The sequence below is a fragment of the Mesorhizobium sp. W067 genome, assembly GCF_054719525.1.
The window spans coordinates 2,168,905-2,191,593 of record NZ_JBTTII010000001.1; the positions used below are offsets into that span (position 1 = coordinate 2,168,905).

General features: G+C 62.8%; 23 protein-coding genes. 10 read left to right on the forward strand and 13 right to left on the reverse strand.

Annotation, left to right across the window (positions count from 1 at the left end):
- Window positions 1-77 precede the first annotated feature (77 nt).
- Together ACYG97_RS10770 and ACYG97_RS10775 are read left to right on the forward strand one after the other, a co-directional pair.
- On the forward strand, window positions 78-590 hold the full coding sequence (locus ACYG97_RS10770) for a MaoC family dehydratase (RefSeq protein ID WP_460221626.1): 513 nt from the start codon (window positions 78-80) through the stop codon (window positions 588-590).
- Window positions 590-1,465: an HpcH/HpaI aldolase/citrate lyase family protein gene (locus tag ACYG97_RS10775; protein WP_023734472.1), complete on the forward strand. Its 876-nt coding sequence runs from the start codon at window positions 590-592 to the stop codon at window positions 1,463-1,465. The genes ACYG97_RS10770 and ACYG97_RS10775 overlap by 1 nt, the downstream gene beginning before the upstream one ends.
- On the opposite strand, the gene ACYG97_RS10780 is transcribed toward ACYG97_RS10775, so the two are convergent.
- Window positions 1,462-3,363, reverse strand: a complete 1,902-nt coding sequence (locus ACYG97_RS10780) for a CASTOR/POLLUX-related putative ion channel (RefSeq protein WP_023734473.1) — start codon at window positions 3,361-3,363, stop codon at window positions 1,462-1,464. The two genes, ACYG97_RS10775 and ACYG97_RS10780, sit on opposite strands and share 4 nt — an antisense overlap.
- A 111-nt stretch (window positions 3,364-3,474) precedes the next feature.
- Window positions 3,475-4,059 carry a nitroreductase family protein gene (locus ACYG97_RS10785; protein WP_023723386.1) on the reverse strand — a complete coding sequence of 195 codons (585 nt, stop codon included), beginning with the start codon at window positions 4,057-4,059 and terminating at the stop codon, window positions 3,475-3,477.
- Between ACYG97_RS10785 and ACYG97_RS10790 the strand changes: the two genes are divergently transcribed.
- The gene (locus ACYG97_RS10790; protein WP_155923774.1) at window positions 4,043-4,231 is read left to right on the forward strand and encodes a hypothetical protein; all 189 of its coding nucleotides are present in this window, start codon (window positions 4,043-4,045) and stop codon (window positions 4,229-4,231) included. The genes ACYG97_RS10785 and ACYG97_RS10790 overlap by 17 nt on opposite strands.
- Window positions 4,224-5,186 carry a hypothetical protein gene (locus tag ACYG97_RS10795; protein WP_023695450.1) on the forward strand — a complete coding sequence of 321 codons (963 nt, stop codon included), beginning with the start codon at window positions 4,224-4,226 and terminating at the stop codon, window positions 5,184-5,186. The genes ACYG97_RS10790 and ACYG97_RS10795 overlap by 8 nt, the downstream gene beginning before the upstream one ends.
- Window positions 5,187-5,244: 58 nt before the next feature.
- On the opposite strand, the gene ACYG97_RS10800 is transcribed toward ACYG97_RS10795, so the two are convergent.
- Both ACYG97_RS10800 and thrS read right to left on the reverse strand, forming a co-directional pair.
- A complete protein-coding gene (locus tag ACYG97_RS10800) occupies window positions 5,245-6,183 on the reverse strand; it encodes a lysophospholipid acyltransferase family protein (RefSeq protein ID WP_023688280.1) in 939 nt (312 codons plus the stop codon).
- 85 nt (window positions 6,184-6,268) lie between these two features.
- Window positions 6,269-8,242 (reverse strand): threonine--tRNA ligase, encoded by a 1,974-nt coding sequence (gene thrS, locus ACYG97_RS10805; RefSeq protein ID WP_023688279.1) that lies wholly within the window; start codon window positions 8,240-8,242, stop codon window positions 6,269-6,271.
- 206 nt (window positions 8,243-8,448) lie between these two features.
- Between thrS and ACYG97_RS10810 the strand changes: the two genes are divergently transcribed.
- Window positions 8,449-9,285, forward strand: a complete 837-nt coding sequence (locus tag ACYG97_RS10810) for an SAM-dependent methyltransferase (RefSeq protein WP_023734475.1) — start codon at window positions 8,449-8,451, stop codon at window positions 9,283-9,285.
- A 13-nt stretch (window positions 9,286-9,298) separates the two neighbouring features.
- Here the strand turns inward: ACYG97_RS10810 and blaOXA are convergent, their stop codons facing one another.
- The 3 genes from blaOXA to ACYG97_RS10825 all read right to left on the reverse strand — a co-directional run bounded on the left by blaOXA (window position 9,299) and on the right by ACYG97_RS10825 (window position 10,922).
- Window positions 9,299-10,114 (reverse strand): class D beta-lactamase, encoded by an 816-nt coding sequence (gene blaOXA / locus ACYG97_RS10815; protein WP_023688277.1) that lies wholly within the window; start codon window positions 10,112-10,114, stop codon window positions 9,299-9,301.
- Window positions 10,115-10,271: 157 nt separating this feature from the next.
- Entirely contained in the window at window positions 10,272-10,640 is a 369-nt protein-coding gene (gene yidD, locus ACYG97_RS10820) for a membrane protein insertion efficiency factor YidD (protein ID WP_023667617.1), read from the reverse strand.
- Window positions 10,641-10,763: 123 nt separating this feature from the next.
- Window positions 10,764-10,922 carry a hypothetical protein gene (locus ACYG97_RS10825; RefSeq protein ID WP_023667618.1) on the reverse strand — a complete coding sequence of 53 codons (159 nt, stop codon included), beginning with the start codon at window positions 10,920-10,922 and terminating at the stop codon, window positions 10,764-10,766.
- A gap of 94 nt (window positions 10,923-11,016) precedes the next feature.
- On the opposite strand from ACYG97_RS10825, the gene ACYG97_RS10830 reads away from it, so the two are divergent.
- Window positions 11,017-11,934, forward strand: a complete 918-nt coding sequence (locus ACYG97_RS10830; RefSeq protein WP_023688276.1) for a LysR substrate-binding domain-containing protein — start codon at window positions 11,017-11,019, stop codon at window positions 11,932-11,934.
- A gap of 26 nt (window positions 11,935-11,960) precedes the next feature.
- Here ACYG97_RS10830 and ACYG97_RS10835 read toward each other — a convergent pair whose 3' ends face one another.
- Entirely contained in the window at window positions 11,961-12,359 is a 399-nt protein-coding gene (locus ACYG97_RS10835) for a cell envelope integrity protein TolA (RefSeq protein WP_155923776.1), read from the reverse strand.
- Window positions 12,360-12,399: 40 nt separating this feature from the next.
- On the reverse strand, window positions 12,400-12,846 hold the full coding sequence (locus tag ACYG97_RS10840) for an iron-sulfur cluster assembly scaffold protein (protein WP_023734477.1): 447 nt from the start codon (window positions 12,844-12,846) through the stop codon (window positions 12,400-12,402).
- A 241-nt stretch (window positions 12,847-13,087) separates the two neighbouring features.
- On the opposite strand from ACYG97_RS10840, the gene folE reads away from it, so the two are divergent.
- The 3 genes from folE (at window position 13,088) to ACYG97_RS10855 (ending at window position 15,273) form a co-directional block, all read left to right on the forward strand.
- Window positions 13,088-13,723 (forward strand): GTP cyclohydrolase I FolE, encoded by a 636-nt coding sequence (folE, locus tag ACYG97_RS10845; RefSeq protein ID WP_023667622.1) that lies wholly within the window; start codon window positions 13,088-13,090, stop codon window positions 13,721-13,723.
- Between the two features lie 35 nt (window positions 13,724-13,758).
- Window positions 13,759-14,217, forward strand: coding sequence for a phosphoribosyl-AMP cyclohydrolase (gene hisI, locus ACYG97_RS10850; protein WP_023688273.1), 459 nt, complete (start codon window positions 13,759-13,761; stop codon window positions 14,215-14,217).
- A gap of 84 nt (window positions 14,218-14,301) precedes the next feature.
- Complete coding sequence (locus ACYG97_RS10855; RefSeq protein ID WP_023688272.1) at window positions 14,302-15,273, forward strand: patatin family protein; 972 nt, start codon at window positions 14,302-14,304, stop codon at window positions 15,271-15,273.
- 15 nt (window positions 15,274-15,288) lie between these two features.
- Here ACYG97_RS10855 and recJ read toward each other — a convergent pair whose 3' ends face one another.
- The 4 genes from recJ to ACYG97_RS10875 all read right to left on the reverse strand — a co-directional run bounded on the left by recJ (window position 15,289) and on the right by ACYG97_RS10875 (window position 20,402).
- The gene (gene recJ / locus ACYG97_RS10860) at window positions 15,289-17,073 is read right to left on the reverse strand and encodes a single-stranded-DNA-specific exonuclease RecJ (RefSeq protein WP_023734478.1); all 1,785 of its coding nucleotides are present in this window, start codon (window positions 17,071-17,073) and stop codon (window positions 15,289-15,291) included.
- A 247-nt stretch (window positions 17,074-17,320) separates the two neighbouring features.
- Window positions 17,321-18,634 carry a homoserine dehydrogenase gene (locus ACYG97_RS10865; RefSeq protein WP_023753343.1) on the reverse strand — a complete coding sequence of 438 codons (1,314 nt, stop codon included), beginning with the start codon at window positions 18,632-18,634 and terminating at the stop codon, window positions 17,321-17,323.
- Window positions 18,635-18,684: 50 nt separating this feature from the next.
- Window positions 18,685-19,902 (reverse strand): LL-diaminopimelate aminotransferase, encoded by a 1,218-nt coding sequence (locus ACYG97_RS10870; RefSeq protein ID WP_023681615.1) that lies wholly within the window; start codon window positions 19,900-19,902, stop codon window positions 18,685-18,687.
- Between the two features lie 89 nt (window positions 19,903-19,991).
- Window positions 19,992-20,402 carry a hypothetical protein gene (locus ACYG97_RS10875; protein ID WP_023688270.1) on the reverse strand — a complete coding sequence of 137 codons (411 nt, stop codon included), beginning with the start codon at window positions 20,400-20,402 and terminating at the stop codon, window positions 19,992-19,994.
- 97 nt (window positions 20,403-20,499) lie between these two features.
- Here ACYG97_RS10875 and phaC point away from each other — a divergent pair, with 97 nt between their 5' ends.
- The gene (gene phaC / locus ACYG97_RS10880; RefSeq protein ID WP_023734479.1) at window positions 20,500-22,335 is read left to right on the forward strand and encodes a class I poly(R)-hydroxyalkanoic acid synthase; all 1,836 of its coding nucleotides are present in this window, start codon (window positions 20,500-20,502) and stop codon (window positions 22,333-22,335) included.
- Window positions 22,336-22,689: the final 354 nt, after the last annotated feature.

The following is a 22,689-nucleotide window of genomic DNA, read 5'->3' on the forward strand; positions in this document are numbered from 1 at the left end:
CCCTTGCCGGAAAGCTTCCGGCCCCAGGAATGACCCTAGGCAGAAATGGTTTACGAACGGTTCACCATGTTTATTAACTGGCTTGCGGGCGGCATGGGCAGCGCCTATCAACCGTCAGGCAGCGGAGGAGAAAAACGATGCCCGGGCTTTATCTCGAAGAGTTCGTCGTCGGACATGTCTTTCGGCACACGCTGCGCAAGACCGTCACCGAAAGCGATAACATGCTGTTCTCGGTGATGACGCTGAACCCGCAGCCGCTGCACATCGACTTCGACTTCGCCGCCAAGAGCGAATGGGGCAGACCGCTGGTCAATTCGCTGTTCACGCTCGGCCTGATGATTGGCATTTCCGTCAATGACATCACCGTCGGCACCACAATTGCCAATCTCGGCATGAAGGAGACGGTGTTTCCGCACCCGGTCTTCCACGGCGACACCATCCGTGTCGAAACGACGGTGCTCTCAGTCAGGGACTCGAAATCGAAGCCGGACCGCGGCATCGTCGAGTTCGAGCATCACGCCTACAATCAGAACGATGTGCTCGTTGCCAAATGCACGCGCCAGGCGATGATGATGAAAAAGGCGGCGTGATGCGCTCGCTGCTGTTTGTGCCCGGGGATTCCAAAAAGAAACTGGAGAAGGGTTTTGGCGCCGGCGCCGACGTGGTCATCGTCGATCTCGAGGATTCGGTGGCGCCACAAAACAAGGCGACGGCACGCGACATCGCGGCACGCTTTATCGCCGGCAACCGGCAGCAGACAAGCTCCGCCATCTATATCAGAGTCAACGACCTATCGACCGGGTTGACCGACGATGATCTGGCCGCCCTGGTTCCGGTCAAACCCGACGGCATCATGCTGCCGAAGTCGAACAGCGGCCAGGATGTCCAGCAGCTATCCGTAAAGCTCCGCGTACATGAGGCCGAAAACGGATTGCCGGATGGCGCGATCAAGATCCTGCCGATCATTACCGAGACCGCTGCTGGGTTGCTGGCCGCCGCGACCTATGCCGGGGCAAGCGCCAGGCTTGCCGGCCTCACCTGGGGTGCCGAAGATCTGTCGGCGGCGATCGGCGCGCAGGCTGCGCGCGACGACAACGGCCGCTACACCGATGTCTTCCGCCTTGCCCGCACCATGACCATCCTTGCCGCCGGCGCAGCTGAAGTCGCGGCGATCGACACGGTTTTCCCCGCCTTTCGCGACATGGCCGCCTTCGAAGCCGAATGCACGGAGGCCGAGCGTGACGGCTTTACCGGCAAGATGGCGATCCATCCGGCGCAAGTGCCGGTCATCAACGCCGCCTTCACGCCATCGGCGGAGGCAGTGCAACGCTCGCAGGCCATCGTCGCGGCCTTCGAGGCGGCCGGAAATCCCGGCGTGGTCGGCATTGACGGCAAGATGTATGACCGGCCGCATCTCAGGCTCGCCGAACGGCTTCTGGCTCGCGCCAAGGCAGTCGGGGTTTAGTCCCGCGCCAGCACGATGACCCGGTCCTCAGGCAGGTAGGCCAGCGCTTGCGACTTCAACGGGTTGACGGTGACGCCGCCCAGAGCCCGCTCATCACTCTGCGCAGCGCGAACGCGCCTATGTCCGATGGCGATCTCGCCGCGCAGCCGCGCGGATTCCGCGATCGTCCAGAACGTCACCGGCTGATCGATGGCGACATAGTGGCCGACCGGACGCATGTAGATTTCGGAGCCCTCCTCGTCGAGCAGGTCATCGAAGATCGCGGCGAGATTCTGGTTCTCCGATGCCTGCGCCAGCATCAGGCTGACCAGCCGGTTGCTGACGACGAAGTCATCGGCCTTGGTCACCGCCGCCAACTCGCGGTTGCGCACGTCGATCATTTCGCTGACAATCGAGATATGCGTGCCGGCATCGTCTGCGATTTTGCGCAAATGCAGCAGCGTCACCAGCGTGCGCGTATCGGCGGGCTGCGCTGCCATGGTCTCGCTGTAGCCGAGGACGAGCACGTGGTCGTAGGAAGGCACGTCCAGGCTTGCCAGTGCTGTGCTGCTCGACGTGTCGGTGATCCGGCAGGAAACCGACAGATTGTCGCCGACGACCGGCAGCCCGGCAACTTCCTGTTCGAGGCCTGGCGTATCGGCGGCGATGGTCAGGATCGAACCAGGCGCGACATAGCGCGACAGTTCATAGGTTATGATCGGACCGCGCCGGTTCCAGCCAAGGATCAGCGTGCGCTCCGGCTTCGCCTCGATGGGCTGATGGCGAAGAATCGCCGCGGCATCGATCTTGGCTCCGGCGCTTCCCAGCTTGATGGCGGCATCGTCCTCGGCAATGATGATGGCGCGCATGTCCTTGCCGATTACCAGCTCCGGTGGCGGGTTGAGGTTGACGCGCCCCTGCTGGTCGCAGAGCCCGATCAGCGTGCAATGCTCATACGCCATCACTGCCTCGCCGAAGGTCTTGCCGGTGAGGTCAGGCTGCTCGGTCGTGTAGATTTCGCAGCCGTCGAAATCGAGCAGCTCCGAATAGACGCCGCTGAGACCCGACTGCCGGCTCGAATGCACGACGATGCGCGAGATCAGCTGGTCGGCCAGGACAAGCTGCACCTCCGCCCCGCCGACGACGCGGGCGACCTCGGCGTTCTTTCCGTCGCGGATCTCGGCGGCGATGTTATAGGGCGCCGTGCGCCGGTTCGGGTCGTTGGCCAGCGCCAGCACCGTCTTGATCACCTGCGAATCCGGATCGTCGCCGTCCGGCGACAGCACGATGATCGAACGCGAGGTCTGCGGGTTGACGATGGCCAGATCATATAGGTCAGTTGGGTCGCCGCTGCGGCAGATGATGCGTGTATTGCCCAGTCTGTCGACTTTGGCGGCGATCTCGTCCTCCATCGCCACCTTGTCCATATTGGCCATGACGACAATGCGCGGATGGCGGCGGCTGGCATTGGCAATGACGAGTTCGGAGATGACGTCGAAGATCGACGGCGACCAGTTGAGGATGATGGTGTGGTCGCTCTCCAGCACCCGCGAACGGCCCTTGCGCAATTCATCGAGCTTGCTGTCGACGCCGGCGCTGAGCACGCCGATGAGGGCCGACACGACGAAGATGCCGGCAAGCGTGACAAACAGCATGACGAGACGGAAGGCCCAGCCGGTGTCGCCGCCCATCGTGCCGGAATCGAGCGTGCGCATCAGCGATTCCCAGAATGCTTCGAAGAAGTTCAGTGGTTCGCCGCCCTCCGGCGCGATGCGGGTCACCGCAAGAAAAGCCGCGGCGGCGATGATGATCAGCAGCGAAGCGACGGCGAGCCAGCCGATCAGCGCGATCGGCCCGGCCGCCATGCTCTTGTCAAACCCATAGCGCAGCCGGGTTCGCAGCGAGTCTCGTTTCTTCATGTCGCCGGCGACCCCCAAAAAAATCCCCATGGTCGATGCGCCAACCCCCAACGCATCGCCGAAGCCGCTGTCTTAGCCTGTGTTTAAATAAAGGGGAATCGCTTTCGGGTGTCAGCCGTTCCACGGCCCCGCATAATCGGCATAGAGCTTTGCCGGATCGGGCCGCGGCCGTTCCGGCGCCGGTCCCTGATAGCAGCCGATATGGACGAAGCCGACAACACGTTCCTGTGGCGCCACTCCCAGCAGCGCCCTGCCCTCCGCCACGTCGGAATACCAGTTGCTGATCATGTTGGTGCCGTAGCCCAGCGCATTGGCTGCGATCATCAGGTTCATCGCCGCCATGCCGCCGGACAGGAACATTTCCCATTGCGGGATTTTTGGATTGTCCTTCGGGCTCGAGACCACGCCGATCACCAGCGGCGCACGCGAAAACCGAGCCAGTTCCTGGTTGCGGCGGTTTTCCGGCAGCGGTCCTTCGCGCTGTTCGGCGAGCGCCGCCAGCTTCCTGCCGATCTCGACGCGCGCCTCGCCGCGATAAAGGATGAAGCGCCACGGCTCCAGCCGGCCGTGATCGGGCACCCGGCTTGCAGCCGCGATCATGGTCGCGATATCGCCATCGCTGGGCGCCGGTTCCTTCAATTCAGGAATCGGTGCGGAGTTTCGGGTCAGCAGGAAGTCGATGATCGGCGACGCCATGGGGGCCAGGTCTCCTAAAGCACTCGATTTTGAGCTGAAGCGCGCCATTGCGGATCGGGGCGGCTCGGGCATTGGCGCGGGCGCGCCGACGAAAGAACCTGTTGCCAAGGCGGTCGGACTCTTAAGCCTTGAAATTGCCACCGCCTTGGGCTTCAACGCAAGGCATGTTTGAGGGGACATCGCGCCTTTTCCTGATTTGGCTCGCCGTAGCGCTGTTTGCGCCGGCCTCGATGGCCATGGCGCAGAATGCCGACGGCATCGGCAATCTGAAACTCCCCGATATTTCGAGCTATGCACCGCCCAAGGGCGAGACGCCGCTGGCACTCGGTGGCGGCGGTGCCATAACGCTGTCGGCGCAGTTGACCGACAAGGGCGCCGACATCACGCGCGGCATCGTCTGGCGCGTCTTCAAGCCCGAGGCCGCCGGCGACGGCAAGCTGCCGATGGTGGCTTCCGCGCATGGCGGCAGCGCCGTGTTCCAGCTCGAACCCGGCAGCTATCTGGTCCACGCCTCATACGGACGCGCCGGCGCCACCAAGCGCATCACCGTCGGCAAGGACGCCAGGCGCGAAAGCCTGGTGCTCGATGCCGGCGGCCTCAAGCTCGACGCGGTGCTGTCGGGCGGCGTGCGTATTCCGCCGAAAAAACTGCGCTTCTCCATTTATGAGGGCACCGCCGAGGCCAATGGCGACCGCGCTTTGATCATTCCCGATGTCGAGCCGAACAGCGTCGTCCGGCTCAACGCCGGTGTCTACCATGTCGTCTCCACCTATGGCGCGGTCAATGCCGTCATTCGCTCCGACATCCGCGTCGAGGCCGGCAAGCTGACCGAAGCCACCGTCGAGCATCGCGCGGCGGAGGAGACCATGAAGCTGGTGCGCGAGACCGGCGGCGAGGCCATCGCTGATACATCCTGGTCGCTGCTCAACGAATCCGGCGATCCGATCAAGGAGGCCGTCGGCGCCTTCGCCTCGATGGTCTTGGCCGAGGGCCAATACACCATCATCGCCAAGAACCGCGACCGCATCTACCAGAAGGATTTCACCGTCGTTGCCGGACAGAACCAGGAGATCGAGGTCCTGGCCACCGAAGCCTCGGCCATCGATCCCGAGGAAGGCGCCGACTGACCGGCGCGCCCATTGGCCTCGGTTTGGCTCTCAGTTGAAGTGGTAGTTCAGGGCTACGTCAGGCGGCCTTGCGCAGGCGGCGCTGCAGGAAGTGGACGCGGCTGCGCGGTGCGTCGGGCGCCAGATCGAAGACGCCGCGATGAAGGCGATCAAGCAAGGTCTTGCGGTCGCGCAGCGGCTCCAGCTCATCCCAGCGCAGTACGTTGCCGACGCGAACGTCGATCGCTTTGCCGGACAGCCGCGCGAATTCGCGGATGAGCATTGAAAGGCGCAACGTCAGCGACGCCTTGCCGACGAATTTCGCCAGCCTTCCTTCGCGCTCCCCCATGTTCATCGGGCCGCTGACCAGATGGAACAGCCGGCCGTTCTGCCCGGAAAAATGCATCGGCACCACCGACGCCTTGGCGTCCTGCACGAGGCGCGCCGGAAACATCTTCCACGGCAGGTCGCGCGCCCGGCCAAAGCCTCTCGGCGCGGTGGCGACGCCGCCGGCCGGAAATACCACTATGGTGACGCCCTCTTTCAACAGCCGCACTGCCTCGTGGCGCACCGCCATGTTGTTCTTCACCGCGTCCTTGGTCTCGGAAAAGTCGATCGGCAGCGAGTACGGTTCCATTTCGCGGACCTTCAGCAGATCCTTGTGGATCATGACGCGGAACGGACGCCCGAGCTGCTCGACCAGCGACAGCACTGCAATGCCGTCGCCAATGCCGAACGGGTGGTTGGCTACGATCACCAGCGGTGTGTCCGGCAGCTTTGCCGGCGGCCACTGATCGGTGCTGCGGACCTTGACGTCGATCAGCTGCAGCATGCGGCTGAACACCCGCTCGCCGGTCGGCGCCACCTGGCGGCGCCAGAAATCATAGAGCGCGGCATACCGGTCGCGCCCCGACAGACCTTCAATGGAATGGATGAACCAGCGCGTCAGCGCCGGCTGGCTCGCATTGGCGTAGGAGAGTTCGGGAAACGGCCTTTCCCGTATCTTCAGCTTGAGCATGGGGGCTCGTTACAAGGTTGGCGTGACAGGCATGTGAAAATGGCGGTGGATCGCTCCACCGCCATTTCTCCGAAATATTGATTGCTCAGGCCGCGCTGCGCCTGCGGTCGGGCGAAACAGCCTCGTCGGAAAGCAGCTTCAGCGCGTCGGCCAGCTTGAGCGATTCCTGATCGCGCGAGCCGAGCCGGCGGATGTTGACCGTCTCCTCTTCCGCCTCGCGCTTGCCGCATACGAGGATCACAGGAACCTTGGCCAGCGAATGCTCACGCACCTTGTAGTTGATCTTCTCGTTGCGCAGATCCGGTTCGGCCAAAAGTCCTGCCGCCTTCAACTGTGCGACGACCTTTCGCGCATAGTCGTCAGCATCCGAGGTGATCGTCGCCACAACCACCTGCAGCGGCGCGAACCACAGCGGGAAATGACCGGAATAATGCTCGATCAGGATGCCGAGAAAGCGTTCCATCGAACCGCAGATGGCGCGATGCACCATCACCGGCTGCTTCTTTTCCGAATCCGAACCGATGTAGAAGGCGCCAAAGCGTTCCGGCAGATTGAAGTCGACCTGCGTGGTGCCGCACTGCCATTCGCGGCCGATGGCGTCCTTCAGCACATATTCGAATTTCGGCCCGTAGAAAGCGCCCTCGCCCGGATTGATCGAGGTCTTGATGCGGTTTCCCGAGCGCGTCCTGATTGTATCCAGCACGTTGCCCATGATCGCCTCGGCATGATCCCAGGCCTCGTCGGTGCCGACGCGCTTATCCGGCCGCGTCGACAGCTTCACGCTGACATCGTCGAAGCCGAAATCGGCGTACGTCGACAGGATTAGATCGTTGATGCGCAGGCATTCCGCGGCCAGCTGCTCCTCGGTGCAGAAGATGTGCGCATCGTCCTGCGTGAAGCCGCGCACGCGCATCAGCCCGTGCAAGGCGCCGGACGGTTCGTAACGATGCACATTGCCGAATTCCGCAAGCTTTACGGGAAGATCGCGATAGGATTTCAACCCATGCTTGAATATCTGCACGTGGCCCGGACAATTCATCGGCTTTAGCGCGAACACGCGGTCGTCGTCGGTGTCGTCGCCGGCCACCGTCACCTTGAACATGGCATCGCGATACCAGCCCCAGTGGCCCGACGTCTCCCACAGGCTCTTGTCGAGAACCTGCGGTGCGTTGACCTCCTGGTAGCCTTGCTCGTCGAGGCGGCGGCGCATGTAGTTGACCAGATTCTGGAACATCTTCCAGCCCTTGGCGTGCCAGAAGACGACGCCCGGCCCCTCTTCCTGGAAATGGAACAGGTCCATCTCGCGGCCGAGCTTGCGGTGGTCGCGCTTCTCGGCCTCTTCCAGCATCGTCTGGTAGGCATCGAGTTCAGCCTGCTCGGCCCATGCCGTGCCGTAGATGCGGGTCAGCATCGGGTTGTTCGAATCGCCGCGCCAATAGGCGCCGGCCACCTTCATCAGCTTGAAGGCGTTGCCGATCTGGCCGGTCGAGGCCATGTGCGGGCCGCGGCAGAGGTCGAACCATTCGCCCTGGGAATAGATCTTGAGATCCTGGTCTTCGGGAATGGTGTCGATCAGCTCGAGCTTGTAGCGCTCGCCCTTCTCGGCAAAGACCTTTTTCGCCTTGTCGCGCGACCAGACTTCCTTGGTGAACGGCTTGTTGCGCGCAATGATCTCGCGCATCTTCTTTTCGATCACCGGGAAATCGTCAGGCGTGAACGGCTCGTTGCGGGCGAAGTCGTAATAGAATCCGTTCTCGATTACCGGCCCGATGGTCACTTGCGTTCCCGGCCACAGTTCCTGCACTGCCTCCGCCAGCACGTGTGCTGCATCATGACGGATGAGCTCCAGCGCGCGCGGATCGGTGCGGGTGATGATCTCGACCTTGCCGGACTTGCCAAGCGGGTCGGAAAGATCGCGAACGGTGCCGTCGATGGCATAGGCGACGGCTTTCTTGGCCAGCGACTTCGAGATCGATTCGGCGAGGCCTGCACCGGTCATCGCCGCGTCATAGTCGCGAACGGAGCCATCGGGAAATGTCAGGGAAACGGAATTCAGCATTTGTATCTCCTATCCAGTCCCGCAAACGAGCGCGGGTGGTCGTGGTGTGAAGCCGGAGGCATCCGGCAGCGGGCGGGTTTTAGAGGCCACGCGGCATCAGGTAAAGAGCCGTCGTTGGCGCAGCTGTCAGGAAATGGCGCGACAGATGTCGCAGGCCAGTCGCACAGGCTTGCGAATTTCCCCGACACGAGGTTGGAATCCCCGGCATGGAAGACGCAAAACCCAGCCGAACCGCCTTGGGCGTCGCGCGCATGCGGGCCCTCCACCAGTTCTCGCAGCAGGCGGCGCTGTTTCGCGACCCATATGCGAGTGCGATACTGGGCGATGCCGCACCGACGGTGCAGGAGCTCGAGCAGGAAGATGAGCGCAGCCGGCGCATGCGCCTGTTCGTGGCAGCGCGCGCTCGCCTCGCCGAGGACTGGCTGGCTGCGGCGGTGCGCCGGGGCGTCCAGCAAGTGGTGGTGCTCGGCGCCGGCCTCGACACTTTCTCGCTGCGCAATCCGTACCCTGATGTCGCGGTGTTCGAAGTCGATCACCCGGCGACACAGGCCTGGAAACGGAAATGCATCGCCGATGCTGGTCTTGCCGAACCGCGGGCCACCATGTTCGTGCCGGTCAACTTCGAACGCCAGCGCCCCGCGGATGAACTGGCATCGGCCGGTTTGCGGCAGACCGAGCCCAGTTTCTTCATCTGGCTGGGTGTCGTTCCGTATCTGAGCCAGGACGCAATCTTCAGCACCCTGTCCTGGATTGCCGGCATGCCCGGTTCGGAGGTCGTCTTCGACTACAGCGAGCCGGCCGAGAACCGCGATGCGGCTGGACAGGCTGCCCTCTCTTTCCATGCGGCGCGCGTCGCCGCTGCCGGAGAGCCCTGGATCAGCTTCTTCGTGCCCGCGGCACTGGCGCAATCGCTGCGCGAGCTCGGCTTCGATGAGATCGAAGATCTGGAAAGCAGCGACATCGCCGGCCGCTTCTCCAGGACGCCAAAGGCGGAGACAAGGAATTCCGGCGGCCACATCCTTCGTGCCCGCCGGAGCACTTGAAGCTAAAGCAAGTTCACTTCACCAGTTGCGGCAACTCCCTCAGTAACGCCGCGCGTGTCGCCGGGCCTTTCGGCATGTCGATCGGCTTGGTGTCGACGACCAGCCGGGCGAAGACGATCGGGCGGCCGCCCTTTTCGGCCCAGCCGACGAACCAGCCCAGCGCGCGCTTGTCCTTGCTGTTTCCCAGCCTGGTGCTGCCGGTCTTGCCCCGCACCGTCCAGCCGCCGGCCTGGAAAGTCGGCAGGATGGCTCGGGTCATCTCATGCGCCTTGGCAGAAACCGGCATCTTGCCGGCGAGCAGCTGGCGCAGGAAGGCTGTCTGTTCGACCGGCGATATCTCAAGCGAGGAATTTATCCAGGATTGCGTGAGCCCGTTGTCCTTGTCGGCATCGCCCGAGACATCCATGTTGCCGTAGCCGAATTTCGAGACGTAGCCGGCAAAGCTTTTTGCGCCGAGCCGGCGCACGATCTCGCGCGAATACCATACGATCGAGTCGCGCTCCCAGATCGTCGGGTCGACGGCTTTGTGGTCGCGGCTCACGGCCCTGAATTCAGGCTTGTAGTCCCAGGTCGGCGTATGCGCATCGCTCAGGATACCGCTGTCGTAGCCGATCAGCGCCAGCGGCACCTTGAAGGTCGACGCCGGGCTGACGCGTTGGTCGCAGACGCCGCTTTGATAGAGCGTCTCGCCGCTCGCCGCGTCCTGGATAAGCGTGCAGGCGACATCGCCAAGCGGAGCCGATTGCGCCCGCATCGGAAATCCCAGAAACCAGGCCAGCAGGAAGAGGACCGCGGCAATGATGAAGGGATGGGTTTCGATCCGACGCATGTGGGCTCTCCTGGGAATGAACAGGAGGCGCTTAGCCAAGTGTCTTGGCTCGATTTTGACTCAAATGCGCAGTCTTTGTGCAGCCCGTTGTTAACCTTACCGGATTGTAAAGAAATGCCGCGCTGGCGATCTGGATCAGGGACCAGCGCGCCCGCCGTCAGGCCTCGCCGCGCTTCCTGCCGATCTGCCAATAACGCCATGGCATGAACCAGACATAGCGCTGATCGAGTACCTCCGGCACGCGATCGATGCCATGCGAACCGAAAGGGCCGCAGCGCAGCACGCGGAACAGCCCCATGAAGCCGCCGGCCCACAGACCATGGCGGGCGATCGCCTCATGCGCGTATTCGGAACAGGTCGGCAGATGCCGGCAGGAATTGCCGACAAATCCGGACAGCGTCAGTTGATAGAGGCGCACCAGCGACGTGCCGAAAATGCGGCCGGGTGTTTTGCGCCACGGACCGGGCCAGTTGCGCCCGCGCCGGGTCCGTCCGGCGGCATGCACATGCCGATGCTGGTCGCCCACCGCAGTCTCTTTCCGAACGCGACCCGAAACCGGCTTCCGGGTCAGCTTGCGTTTCCAAACCGATAGATGTGAGCTTCGGCCGGCAAACGCAATCCTCTTCACTCACTCGCCTCTTTGTCGGCTTCAGGGTCGCGAGCGGCGAAAGGGATGCCGCTCCGCTGGAGCCGCCCAGCGGGTGGCCGGCCTTTGCTCGGTGCGCTGCACATGATGCTGCCTGTCGCCACGCCATTGAAACGTCGCGATCCGCATCACATCGCCAAAGATTTCCAGAAACTGGATCATGTCCGTGTCTCCTCTAAGAGCGGATTAGACGCCCGCTGGCCTTCGCCTTCAAACGAGTATAATATCCGGTTCGGATAACTTCGGGTTATGCGAATTGAAGCGCGGACGGTTGCCCCTGACGGCGTTGCGAAGTTTCGAGGCAGCCGGCCGGCAATTGAGCTTTAGCCGGGCCGCCGAGGAGCTGTTCGTCTCGCAGGCCGCCATCAGTCGGCAGATCCGCGAACTCGAGCAGTTCCTGCGCCAGCCCTTGTTCCACCGCCATCACCGCCGCGTCGAGTTGACCGAGGCCGGCCAGCGCCTGCTCGATCAGTTGGTCAGGAGTTTCGATGACATCGACAGGCTGGTTTCGGACCTGGTGGCTGCCCCGGCGCAGTCGGTGGTCCGCGTCAGTGTCGAGCCGTCGCTGGCCTCGGTATGGCTGTTGCCGCGGCTCAACCGCTTCAGCCAGTTGCGGCCCGATATCGACGTTTCCCTCGAAGTCGACCCAAGGCCGATCGAGTTCCGCAGCGATCAGCCCGAACTCGCCTTGCGCTTCAGCGCGCGCGCCACCTCATGGCCGCGCAGCGAGGCCGAATGGCTAGCCTCGACCGTCGATTCACCGGTCCTGTCGCCCACCTTGCTGGCATCGGGCCCTGCCCTCGAAAAGCCGCTCGACCTTGCCCGCTACACGCTGTTGCACGAGGAGAATCGTCAAGGCTGGGCGCGCTGGTTCGAGGCAGCCGGCGTCGCCGCCGACGCCATTCCGGCGCGCGGCCCTATGCTGGCGGATGTGTCGCTGTCGAAGCAGGCCGCCCTGCTCGGCCACGGCGTGGCACTGGGCGACCTGTTGCAGATCGGCGAGGAGATTGCATCCGGCGCGCTGATCAAGCCGTTCGACATTGATGTCGCATCCGGCGCCTACTGGCTGGTCGCCAAGAGTTTGAAGGACCTGCCGGAACCGGTCAAGGCGTTTGCCGACTGGGTGAGAAGCGAATTTGCCGAAAGCAGACGGGCGCAGACACTGCAGACCTAAGCCGGCGTAATCTTAGCGTCCGGCTTCTATTTCTGCTGCGGGGTGGATGACATGTCTCGGGCGTCGAAATTGACAGTGATCTCGCGCCAAGCCTGGTAGCTGTCGACATAAGCGGCAAGGCCAGTGAAGGGCGCACAACGGGCAATTGCCCGAGCTGCGCTTTGATTGAACATCTTGCCCTGTGGCTCTGTCGCGGGGTTGAGTACCTTTGGCGGTCCCGCCAGCGAACCATCCCGGTTCAGGCTGATTTGGACGCGCGTGATCGTGATCACTGATCCGTCGCCGACTGTGATATTCCAGCAGCCAGCCAGCTTGTCAAAGAGATAGGTGGCGGCCTTCTGCTGCGAAGCGCTTTCTTCTCCGGCAGCATAGCCACTCGTCACCAGCGAAACCGCAACGCCCAAAGCCACCATCAACCAATGCAAGCACTTCCTCCGTCATGGCCTGCGCGAAGTCTGCGCTATGTCACACCGCTTCTTCCGCGCGCTTCTTCTCGATCTGGCCTATGGCATCGACGACCGCATCGAAGGTCAGCATGGTCGAGGCATGACGCGCCTTGTAGTCGCGCACCGGCTCCAGATATTTCAAATCGGCAAAGCGGCCTTGCGGCGGCGCGCCGTTTTCCTTCAGCATCTTCAGCATGGTCTCGCGCACCGCGCGCAATTCGTCGGCGCTAGCGCCGATGACATGTTGAGCCATGATCGAGGACGAGGCCTGGCCGAGCGCGCAGGCCTTCACGTCATGGGCGAAATCGGTGACGACGCCATTGTTCATCTTGAGGTCAACGGTCACAGTCGAGCCGCACAGTTTGGAATGCGCCTTGGCGCTCGCATCCGGATGAACGAGGCGGCCGATGCGCGCGATATTTCCGGCAAAACCCAGAATTTTCGCATTGTAGACGTCGTCAATCATATTTTTCCAATCCGTCGCCGCCAAGCGAACAGCGATTGCCGCTGTAGCGTCTTTCATTCGCTGCGCACGACCATATATAATGCTGGCAGTCGGGTATCGACAAGGCAACGCAAAGCCATCGTCCTTGCCCATTTCGTTCACGCCGCTTGCGGGCTGGAAACAGGGCGAGTTTTCAGCACTCGAAAGGTTGTGGTCCGTTCAACTCGTTCCTCCTGAGAGAGGAACTACGGGAGACGCCTTTATGGATGCCGTCATCAAGAAAATAATGCCCCCTTCCGACTATCTGGACAAGCCGGTCACCGACAGGCCGAGCGAAGCCGAGGTCGAGGCCGCCGTGCGCACGCTGTTGCGCTGGACCGGCGACAATCCGGACCGCGAGGGCCTGATCGACACGCCCAAGCGCGTCACCAAGGCCTTTCTCGAAATGTTCAACGGCTATGACATGTGCCCGGCCGAAGAACTCGGCCGCACCTTCGAGGAAGTCGCCGGCTATGACGATCTCGTCATCGTCAGGGACATCCAGTTCCACTCGCATTGCGAGCACCACATGGTGCCGATCATCGGCAAGGCGCATGTCGGCTACCTCCCGGATGGCAAGGTCGTCGGCCTGTCCAAGATCGCGCGCGTCGTCGATATCTTCGCCCATCGCCTGCAGACTCAGGAGGCCATGACCGCACAGATCGCCGGCGTCATCCAGGACGTGCTCAATCCGCGCGGTGTCGCCGTCATGATCGAGGCCGAGCATATGTGCATGGCCATGCGCGGCATCCGCAAGCAGGGCTCCACCACGCTGACCTCGACCTTCACCGGCGTGTTCAAGGACACGCCCGAGGAACAGGTCCGTTTCGTCACCATGGTGCGCGGCCTCGGGGCGTAAGCCCCTCGCCGGCATCGCTAGATCAAGGACCGGCGATGTCGGCACTAACATTTCCCAAGGCTCCATCAGACAAGAAGGCTCTCGAAGAAGGCGCGGTGTTTTCCCCGCGCTTCGATGCTGCCGGGCTGGTCACCGTCGTCGTCACCGACGCCGCTGACGGTATGCTGCTGATGGTCGCGCATATGAATGCCGAGGCGCTGGCGCTGACGCTCGAAACCGGCATCGCGCACTACTGGTCGCGCTCGCGCAGCACGCTGTGGAAGAAGGGCGAAACATCAGGCAATTTTCAGACCGTCGTCGAGATGCTCACGGATTGTGACCAGGACGCCATATGGTTGCGCGTCAAAGTGTTGGGCCACGACGCAACTTGTCACACCGGCCGGCGTTCATGTTTTTATCGGACGGTGGGGCTAATCGGCGGCAAGGCAACGCTTGCCGGCGATGGCAGCACGCCGCTGTTCGATGCGGAAAAAACGTATCGGAAGCCCGCGTGAACCATTCAACAGTCGCAAACCACTCATATTCACTATTCTCAAACGTCCTTCCTGTAGAACGGACGCGGGACAAGGGAGATCATGATGCTCGAGTGGGCGTCATTGCGTAGCAGACCGGACGTGCGGGAGGCCAATGGCCCCTCATCGTCCGGCGGCGTGCCTGACCCGCAACCCGCGGGCAAGACAGGCATTTCGCTCGCGCTGGGCGGCGGCTGCGCACGCGGCTGGGCGCACATTGGCGTGCTGCGCGCGCTCGACGAAGCCGGCATCGAAGTCTCGATGATCGCCGGCACCTCGATCGGCGCGCTGGTTGGCGGCTGCTATCTGGCCGGCAAGCTGGACGAACTCGAGGAGTTCGCCCGCAGCCTGACCAAGCGGCGCATCTTCGGCCTGCTCGATCTCAATCTGCGCGGCAGCGGCCTGTTCGGCGGCATGAAACTGGACGTCAGGCTGCGCGAGCACATGGCAGGCATCCGCTTCGAGGATCTGACGAAACCCTTCGTCGCCGTTGGCGCCGAAATTCGCACCGGCCATGAGATCTGGCTGTCCAGCGGTTCGCTGATCACCGCGATGCGGGCTTCCTATGCGCTGCCCGGCGTGTTCGAACCGGTGAATTGCAACGGCCGCATCCTGGTCGACGGCGCGCTGGTCAACCCCGTTCCGGTCTCGGTCTGCCGCGCCTACGAGCAGCCGCTGGTCGTCGCGGTCAACCTTCACTACGATCTGTTCGGCCGCGCCGCCGTCATCAAGCACAGCGCCGGGGAACTGCTCATCGAGAAGGACGCGCCCCGTCCAGGCCAGGCCGACCCGAACCACCAGCCGCACCAGAGCCGTCTCGGCATCACCGGCGTCATGGTCGAAGCCTTCAACATCATCCAGGACCGGATTTCACGCGCAAGGCTGGCGGGCGATCCGCCCGACATGTCGCTCCAACCGAAACTCAGCCATATCGGCTTGACCGAATTCCACCGCGCGGATGAGGCGATCAGCGTCGGTTACCAGGCGACGATGGCGCAGATCAGCGAGTTGAAGCGGCTGCAGACGGTTCTCGCTTAAACCAATTCGGCAATGTCAGGCTTTGGCCGCATCGGTGATGCGGAACTGCACCGTGCGGTTCCCGTTCCAATAATTCCCCGACAGCGAGCCGGCTACATGGATCGTGTTGCCCCTGTTCTTGAACAGGAATTCGCCCAGCGCGGTATCGACGGATCGAAAGGCGATGCCCTGGATGCGGCCGCCGCTTTCCGACTGCAGATCAGCCCGGATGTGGTTGGTGCCGACGGCCCGCGCGTCGGCCAGCCGATGGCGCGGCAGCGCGAACACCGGCGCGACATGGCCGGCGCCGAAAGGCCCGGCCTTTTCCAGTGCATCGAGCAAAGCAATCGTCGCGCCCTCGGCGGCGAGCGCGCCGTCGACGGCCAGACTTTCTTCGTCCTGCAGCCGGAACACTTCGGCCGCCGCGCGCTCCTCGAAGAAAGCACGGAGTTCGCCGAGCTTGGCGCGTTCCACCGTGATGCCGGCGGCCATGCCGTGGCCGCCGCCCTTGACGATCAGCCCGGCATCGGCGGCTGCGCGCACCAGCCGTCCGAGATCGAAGCCCGACACCGAACGGCCAGAGCCGGTGCCGATGCCATTGGCGTTGAAGGCGATGGCGAAGGCCGGCCGCCGCGCATGGTCCTTCAGCCGCGAGGCGATCAAGCCGACAATGCCGGGATGCCAATTGGTGCTGGCGGTGACGATGATGGCCGGCCCATTGCCGCCGGCAAGTTCGGCGTCAGCCTCGGCGCGCGCCGCTGCCAGCATCTCCAGCTCCATCTGCTGGCGTTCCTGGTTGAGCCGGTCGAGTGTCTCGGCAATGGTCCCGGCCTCAACCGGATCGTCGGTGGCGAGCAGCCGGCTGCCAAGTGCTGCATCGCCGATGCGGCCGCCGGCATTGATGCGCGGCCCAATCAGATAGGCGAGATGAAAGGTGCTTATCGGCTCACCGATGCGGGACACCCGCGCCAGTGCGGCGAGCCCCTCATTCTTCTGCTGCCGCGCCATCTGTAGTCCCTTGACGACGAAAGCGCGGTTCACGCCGATGAGCGGCACCACATCGCAAACCGTGGCCAGCGCCGCCAGGTCGAGCAACGACAACAGGTCCGGCTGCGCGGCATCGGGCAATCGGCTGCGCAGGACCCTCGCCGTCTGCACCAGAGTGAGGAAGACGACACCGGCGGCGCACAGATGGCCTTGCCCGGAAAGGTCGTCCTCGCGATTGGGATTGACGACCGCGGTCGCCTCCGGCAGCGGGCCGCCGACCTGATGGTGGTCGAGCACCACCACATCGGCGCCTGCGGCCTTGGCGGCATCGATAGAGACAGCGCTGTTGGTGCCGCAATCGACGGTGACGATCAGCGTCGCGCCGCGCGAGACCAGTTCGCGCATAGCCTCCGGATTGGGGCCGTAGCCCTCGAAGATGCGGTCGGGAATGTAGATCTCCGAAGGCACCGAGAAATGCGCCAGGAAGCGCTTGAGCAACGCCGAAGAGGCGGCGCCGTCGACATCGTAGTCGCCGAAGATTGCCACCTTCTCCTTGGCCATGACCGCTTCGGCGATGCGGGTCGCAGCCTTGCCCATGTCGGTCAGCGAAGCCGGATCCGGCAACAGATTGCGAATCGTCGGATCGAGGAAGCGCTCGGCCTGGTCGGCGGTGACGCCGCGCCCGGCGAGCACGCGAGCCACAATGTCGGGCACGCCGTGGCCCTGCGCTATGGCCAGCGCAGTCATGTCCTGCCGCTCGCTCAACCGGTGTTCCCAGGAAACACCGGTCGCCGACTGCCTGACATCGAGGAAGAGGCGTTTGTCGCCCGTCATAGGAGGCGTAGTCTACAGATTGTCATTTCCGGCAATATGCGACGGCTAAACAGGAAAGTCTCAACTTTTCCACCTCTTGGTGACGCGCGTTGATCTCGCGGCTCACGCCTCCGCCAGAGCCCGATCATGACTGGTGGGTTCGACCTGAAATCTCAATCCGGCTCCGAATCAAAGAGATAGAGCATTATGGCGTCCGAACCACCTTTCAGCAGGAATATCAATCGGTTAAGGAGAAAAATGACTTGGCCTAACCAGCGCGCTCAATGCGGATAACCTGCGGCTTGTCTGTGAGGTGGCCGTCCTTGGTGATGCCGTCGACAGCCTTGCGCACCGCTGCTTCCGTCGTCTCGTGGGTGACCAGGATCACCGTCTTTTGCGCGTCGGTCTCACCGCTGACGGCATGCTGGACGATCGATTCCAGCGAAATGTCGTTGTCGGCCATGCGCTTGGCGATCGCGGCGAAGACGCCGATGCGGTCGTGCACGGTCAGCCGGATGAAATAGCCGCCGGCATGGCTGCGCATCTGCGCCTTCTTGTAGGGGCGCAGTTCCTTGGCCGGCAGGCCGAACACCGGACCGTGCTGGAAGCCCGGCCGGCTCTTTGCGATGTCGGCGATATCGCCGACCACGGCGGACGCGGTGGCGTTGCCGCCGGCGCCCGGGCCGGAGAGCAGCAGTTCGCCCAAAATGTCGGTTTCGATGGCCACCGCATTGGTAACGCCATGCACCTGTGCGATCACCGACGCGGTCGGCACCATGGTCGGGTGCACGCGCTGCTCGATGCCGCTGTCGGTGCGCTGCGCGACACCGAGCAATTTTATCCGGTAGCCAAGGTCGCCCGCAGCGCGGATGTCGGCCTGGCTGATGTTGGAAATGCCTTCCATGTAGATGTCATTGGCCGCGATCCTGGTGCCGAAGGCCAGGCTGGTCAGGATCGACAATTTGTGCGCCGTATCATGGCCCTCGATATCGAAGGTCGGGTCGGCCTCTGCATAACCCAGCCGTTGCGCGTCCTTCAGGCACTCGTCGAAGGAGATGCCCTCGGCCTCCATGCGGGTCAGGATGTAGTTGCAGGTGCCGTTGAGGATGCCGAAGACGCGGGTGACCGAATTGCCGGCCATCGCCTCGCGCATCGTCTTGATGACCGGGATGCCGCCGGCAACTGCCGCCTCGTAGTTGAGCAGCACGCCCTTCTTCTCGGCGATTTCGGCAAGCGCCACGCCGTGCTTGGCCAACAGCGCCTTGTTGGCGGTGACGACATGACGTCCGGCTTCTAGTGCTGCCTTGACCGACGCGCGCGCTGCCCCTTCGTCGCCGCCGATCAGTTCGACGAAGACGTCGATATCGGCGGCCTGCGCCATCTTGATCGGATCGTCGAACCATTTGGCGGCGCTGAGGTCGACGCCACGGTCGCGCTTGGGATCGCGCGCGGAAACGGTCGTGACGATGACATCGCGTCCGCACTGGCGCGTCAGCTCCGCTGCCTTGTCGCGCAGCACGCGCGCCACCGAGGCGCCAACCGTACCCAGACCCGCAATTCCAACACGCAACGCTTCAGCCATGCCCGGCGACGCCCCTCAAAAAATCTACTCGAATAAGATGTGCGGCGACTTTAGCGATGCGCGGCGAGCGGCACCACATTGTTCGGCTGCTTGGCGCTGGACGCCAGGAAGCGCTTGATGTTGCGCGCCGCCTGCCGGATCCGGTGCTCGTTCTCGACCAGCGCGATGCGAACATGATCGTCGCCATGCTCGCCAAAGCCGATGCCCGGCGCCACCGCCACGTCGGCGTGCTCGATCAGGAGCTTGGAAAACTCAAGCGAGCCGAGATGCTTGAACGGCTCCGGGATCGGCGCCCAGGCGAACATCGAGGCAGCCGGTGCCGGAATGGTCCAGCCGGCGCGGCTGAAGGCGTCGACCATGACGTCGCGGCGCTTCAAATAGACCTCGCGCACTTCGGCGATGTCGGCGCCGTCGCCATTCAGCGCATGCGCCGCCGCCACCTGGATCGGCGTGAAGGCGCCGTAGTCGAGATAGGACTTCACCCGCGTCAACGCCGAGATCAGCCGCTCATTGCCGACGGCAAAGCCCATGCGCCAGCCGGGCATGGAGAAGGTCTTCGACATCGAGGTGAACTCGACGCAGACATCGATGGCGCCCGGCACCTGCAGCACCGAAGGCGGCGGATTGCCGTCGAAATAGATCTCCGAATAGGCAAGGTCCGACAGGATGATGATGTCGTTCTTCTTGGCGAAGGCGACCACGTCCTTGTAGAAATCGAGCGAGGCGACCAGCGCCGTCGGGTTCGACGGATAGTTGAGGATCAATGCCAGTGGCTTCGGGATCGAATGACGGACACCGCGCTCGAGCGCCGGGATGAAGCCGTCATCCGGCTCGACCTGCAGCGAACGGATGACGCCGCCCGACATGATGAAGCCGAAAGCATGGATCGGATAGGTCGGGTTGGGGCACAGGATCACGTCGCCCGGCGCGGTGATCGCCTGCGCCATATTGGCGAAGCCTTCCTTCGAACCGAGCGTCGCCACCACCTGCGTGTCGGGATTGAGCTTCACGCCGAAACGGCGCTGATAATAGGCGGCCTGGGCGCGGCGCAGACCTGGGATGCCGCGCGAGGAGGAATAGCGATGCGTGCGCGGATCTCGCACCACTTCGCACAATTTGTCGACGATCGCCTTCGGAGTCGGCAGGTCGGGATTGCCCATGCCAAGGTCGATAATGTCAGCGCCGCGCGAACGGGCGCTGGCCTTCAGCCGGTTGACCTGCTCGAACACGTAGGGCGGAAGCCGGCGGACCTTGTGAAATTCTTCCATGTCAGTTCCAGACGATTAAGATTGGCTTTAGCACAGTTGGCTTGGCTAGGCGCCTTTGGCAAAGACCGCTTTCGGCGCGCGATATAGCTTTATTTGCAGGTAGGGTCGAGGGCGGGATCGCATTTGGCTTCGATCTGCTTCAGCGTGTCCTTGCCATGGTTCTTCGCCAGCGAATTCAGCGCCGCCGGGCTGGTGGACGGGGCACCGCCGCCGCCCTTGGCCACTTGCCCCTGCTGTTCGCCCTTCAACTGGGCAAGCTTGGCCTGCGTCTCCTCAGGGGTGAGCTGCTTTGCCGCCACCTGCGGTGGGATGTTGAGATTGGGATAAGAGCCGGTGTCCTGCGCGCCCTGGGTCAGGCCGACATTCATCCCGTTGCCGGTGTTGGCGCTCGTGCAGCCACTTGCCGCCAGCAGCCCTGGCGTCAGACAGGCGATTGCAACCGCGACGCGGCAAAAGCGGCCTGCCTCCGAAAAAATGGTCTTGCCGGTGTTAATCGTCATATTGTTTTCCTGGCAGCCGGGGTACAGCGCATTGGACCCGGTCAGATGTCCCATGATAATATGTCAAGAAAACGCCTCGGGAGGAACCCCGCGAGCCATGTCCAAAACACCTGATTCGAGCAAAGCGGAAGATGATCAATCTTCGACCGTCGAGCAATATCTGGTGAAAGACCCGGAACGCTTCGCGTTGAACATGGCGCGTATGGTCGAACAGGCCGGCAAAGCCGCCTCCGCCTGGGCCGAGCCGCGCGAAAAGGGCGAGGTGCGCGATCATGTCGCCGAACCCGTGGTCGACATGGTCAAAACCTTTTCCAAGCTCAGCGAATATTGGCTGGCCGACCCGCAACGCGCGCTGGAAGCGCAGACGCGACTGTTCGCCGGCTACATGACGGTCTGGGGCAACGCCATCCAGAAGGTTAGCCCGAATGCCGAAGCGCCGGACGATGCGGTCAAGCCCGAGCGCGGCGACAAGCGTTTTCAAGACCCCGAATGGGGTCGCAACGCTTTCTTCGATTTCCTCAAACAGGCCTATCTCGTCACCTCGCGCTGGGCGGCCGACCTGGTCGAGCACGCCGAAGGCCTCGACGACCACACCCGCCATAAGGCGAGCTTCTACGTCAAGCAGGTGTCCAATGCCATCTCGCCGTCGAACTTCATCCTGACCAATCCGGAGCTGTTTCGAGAAACCGTCGCCTCGAATGGCGAAAACCTGGTGCGCGGCATGAAGATGCTGGCCGAAGACATCGCCGCCGGCAAGGGCGACCTGAAGCTGAGACAAGCTGACTATTCGCCCTTCGAGATCGGCAAGAACGTCGCGACAACTCCCGGCAAGGTGGTCGGCCGCAGCGATGTCGCCGAAATCATCCAGTACGATCCGACGACGGAGACGGTGCTCAAGCGCCCGCTGCTGATCTGCCCGCCCTGGATCAACAAGTTCTACATCCTCGATCTCAACCCGCAAAAGTCCTTCATCCGCTGGGCGATCGAGCAAGGCCATACCGTGTTCGTCATCTCCTGGATCAATCCCGACGAGCGGCACGGCGCCAAGGGCTGGGAAGCTTACATACGGGAAGGCCTGCAATACGGCCTCGACATGATCGAGAAGGCGACCGGCGAGAAAGAGGTCAACGCCATCGGCTATTGCGTCGGCGGCACGCTGCTGGCGGCCGCACTCGCACTGCTGGCACAGGAAGGCGACAACCGCATCAAATCGGCGACCTTCTTCACCACGCAGGTCGACTTCACCCATGCCGGCGACCTGAAAGTCTTCGTCGATGAGGACCAGGTGGCAGCGGTCGAGAAATCGATGAACGAAAAGGGCTACCTCGACGGCACCAAGATGGCGACCGCCTTCAACATGCTGCGCTCGGGCGACCTGATCTGGCCTTATGTCATCAACAATTACATGCGCGGCAAGGATCCCCTGCCCTTCGACCTGCTCTACTGGAACGCCGATTCCACCCGCATGGCGGCTGCAAACCACTCCTTCTACCTGCGCAACTGTTATCTTGAGAACAATCTGACTCGTGGCGTGATGGAACTCGCCGGCCGCACTGTGTCGCTGGCCGACGTCACCATCCCGGTTTACAACCTGGCGTCGAAGGAAGATCACATCGCGCCGGCCCTTTCGGTGTTTCTCGGCTCGCAATATTTCGGCGGCGATGTCGAGTTTGTGATGGCTGGTTCCGGCCACATTGCCGGTGTCGTCAACCCGCCGGCAGCCAAGAAATACCAGTACTGGACCGGCGGCAAACCGACGGGCGATTTTGGCCAGTGGCTCGCCTCGGCGGTGGAGCATCCCGGCTCCTGGTGGACGCACTGGCAGCACTGGATCGAAACCCAGGACGACACCCTCGTTTCGGCCCGCAAACCGGGCAAGCACATGAAAACCCTGGGTGATGCCCCCGGCACCTATGTGAAGGTGCGTGTGTAACGACCGGCACCTTTTGCAGGTGCCTGTGTGTAACGGAATGTAATGTCTGGTGAGTTGACGAGCCGGCAAAACGGGGCGAAATGGTGTCGTCAACCTTCAAGAAGCCTCAATTGGCCTCCAACGAGCAAATAATTCAGAGGCTTGCAGAATTGACACAAGTCTCGTTTCCGGTTTGGGAACACAAGGTTATTGGATGTGAACGTTTCCACGCCGCACCAATAGCAGGCCGACCGGACACCGAGGGGGAATTTAGTTTTGAAATCAGTAGGATCGCGTCTCGCGGGGAGAGAAGGTCGCACTATAGCGGCAGCGCTTTTCTCCGTGCTTCTGGCGTCCTGCACCTCCGCTGGCGAC

Bases quoted from the DNA above. Each gene is read 5' to 3' on its own strand.
- ACYG97_RS10865 (WP_023753343.1), bottom strand. From the start codon at position 18,634: ATGGCTGAAGCGTTGCGTGTTGGAATTGCGGGTCTGGGTACGGTTGGC.
- thrS (WP_023688279.1), bottom strand. From the start codon at position 8,242: ATGCTGAATTCCGTTTCCCTGACATTTCCCGATGGCTCCGTTCGCGAC.
- phaC (WP_023734479.1), top strand. From the start codon at position 20,500: ATGTCCAAAACACCTGATTCGAGCAAAGCGGAAGATGATCAATCTTCG.
- ACYG97_RS10800 (WP_023688280.1), bottom strand. From the start codon at position 6,183: ATGCTCAAGCTGAAGATACGGGAAAGGCCGTTTCCCGAACTCTCCTAC.
- ACYG97_RS10855 (WP_023688272.1), top strand. From the start codon at position 14,302: ATGCTCGAGTGGGCGTCATTGCGTAGCAGACCGGACGTGCGGGAGGCC.
- ACYG97_RS10785 (WP_023723386.1), bottom strand. From the start codon at position 4,059: ATGGCGTCGCCGATCATCGACTTCCTGCTGACCCGAAACTCCGCACCG.
- folE (WP_023667622.1), top strand. From the start codon at position 13,088: ATGGATGCCGTCATCAAGAAAATAATGCCCCCTTCCGACTATCTGGAC.
- ACYG97_RS10775 (WP_023734472.1), top strand. From the start codon at position 590: ATGCGCTCGCTGCTGTTTGTGCCCGGGGATTCCAAAAAGAAACTGGAG.
- recJ (WP_023734478.1), bottom strand. From the start codon at position 17,073: ATGACGGGCGACAAACGCCTCTTCCTCGATGTCAGGCAGTCGGCGACC.
- ACYG97_RS10810 (WP_023734475.1), top strand. From the start codon at position 8,449: ATGGAAGACGCAAAACCCAGCCGAACCGCCTTGGGCGTCGCGCGCATG.
- hisI (WP_023688273.1), top strand. From the start codon at position 13,759: ATGTCGGCACTAACATTTCCCAAGGCTCCATCAGACAAGAAGGCTCTC.
- blaOXA (WP_023688277.1), bottom strand. From the start codon at position 10,114: ATGCGTCGGATCGAAACCCATCCCTTCATCATTGCCGCGGTCCTCTTC.
- ACYG97_RS10790 (WP_155923774.1), top strand. From the start codon at position 4,043: ATGATCGGCGACGCCATGGGGGCCAGGTCTCCTAAAGCACTCGATTTT.
- ACYG97_RS10825 (WP_023667618.1), bottom strand. From the start codon at position 10,922: ATGATCCAGTTTCTGGAAATCTTTGGCGATGTGATGCGGATCGCGACG.
- ACYG97_RS10875 (WP_023688270.1), bottom strand. From the start codon at position 20,402: ATGACGATTAACACCGGCAAGACCATTTTTTCGGAGGCAGGCCGCTTT.
- ACYG97_RS10840 (WP_023734477.1), bottom strand. From the start codon at position 12,846: ATGATTGACGACGTCTACAATGCGAAAATTCTGGGTTTTGCCGGAAAT.
- ACYG97_RS10795 (WP_023695450.1), top strand. From the start codon at position 4,224: ATGTTTGAGGGGACATCGCGCCTTTTCCTGATTTGGCTCGCCGTAGCG.
- ACYG97_RS10870 (WP_023681615.1), bottom strand. From the start codon at position 19,902: ATGGAAGAATTTCACAAGGTCCGCCGGCTTCCGCCCTACGTGTTCGAG.
- ACYG97_RS10780 (WP_023734473.1), bottom strand. From the start codon at position 3,363: ATGAAGAAACGAGACTCGCTGCGAACCCGGCTGCGCTATGGGTTTGAC.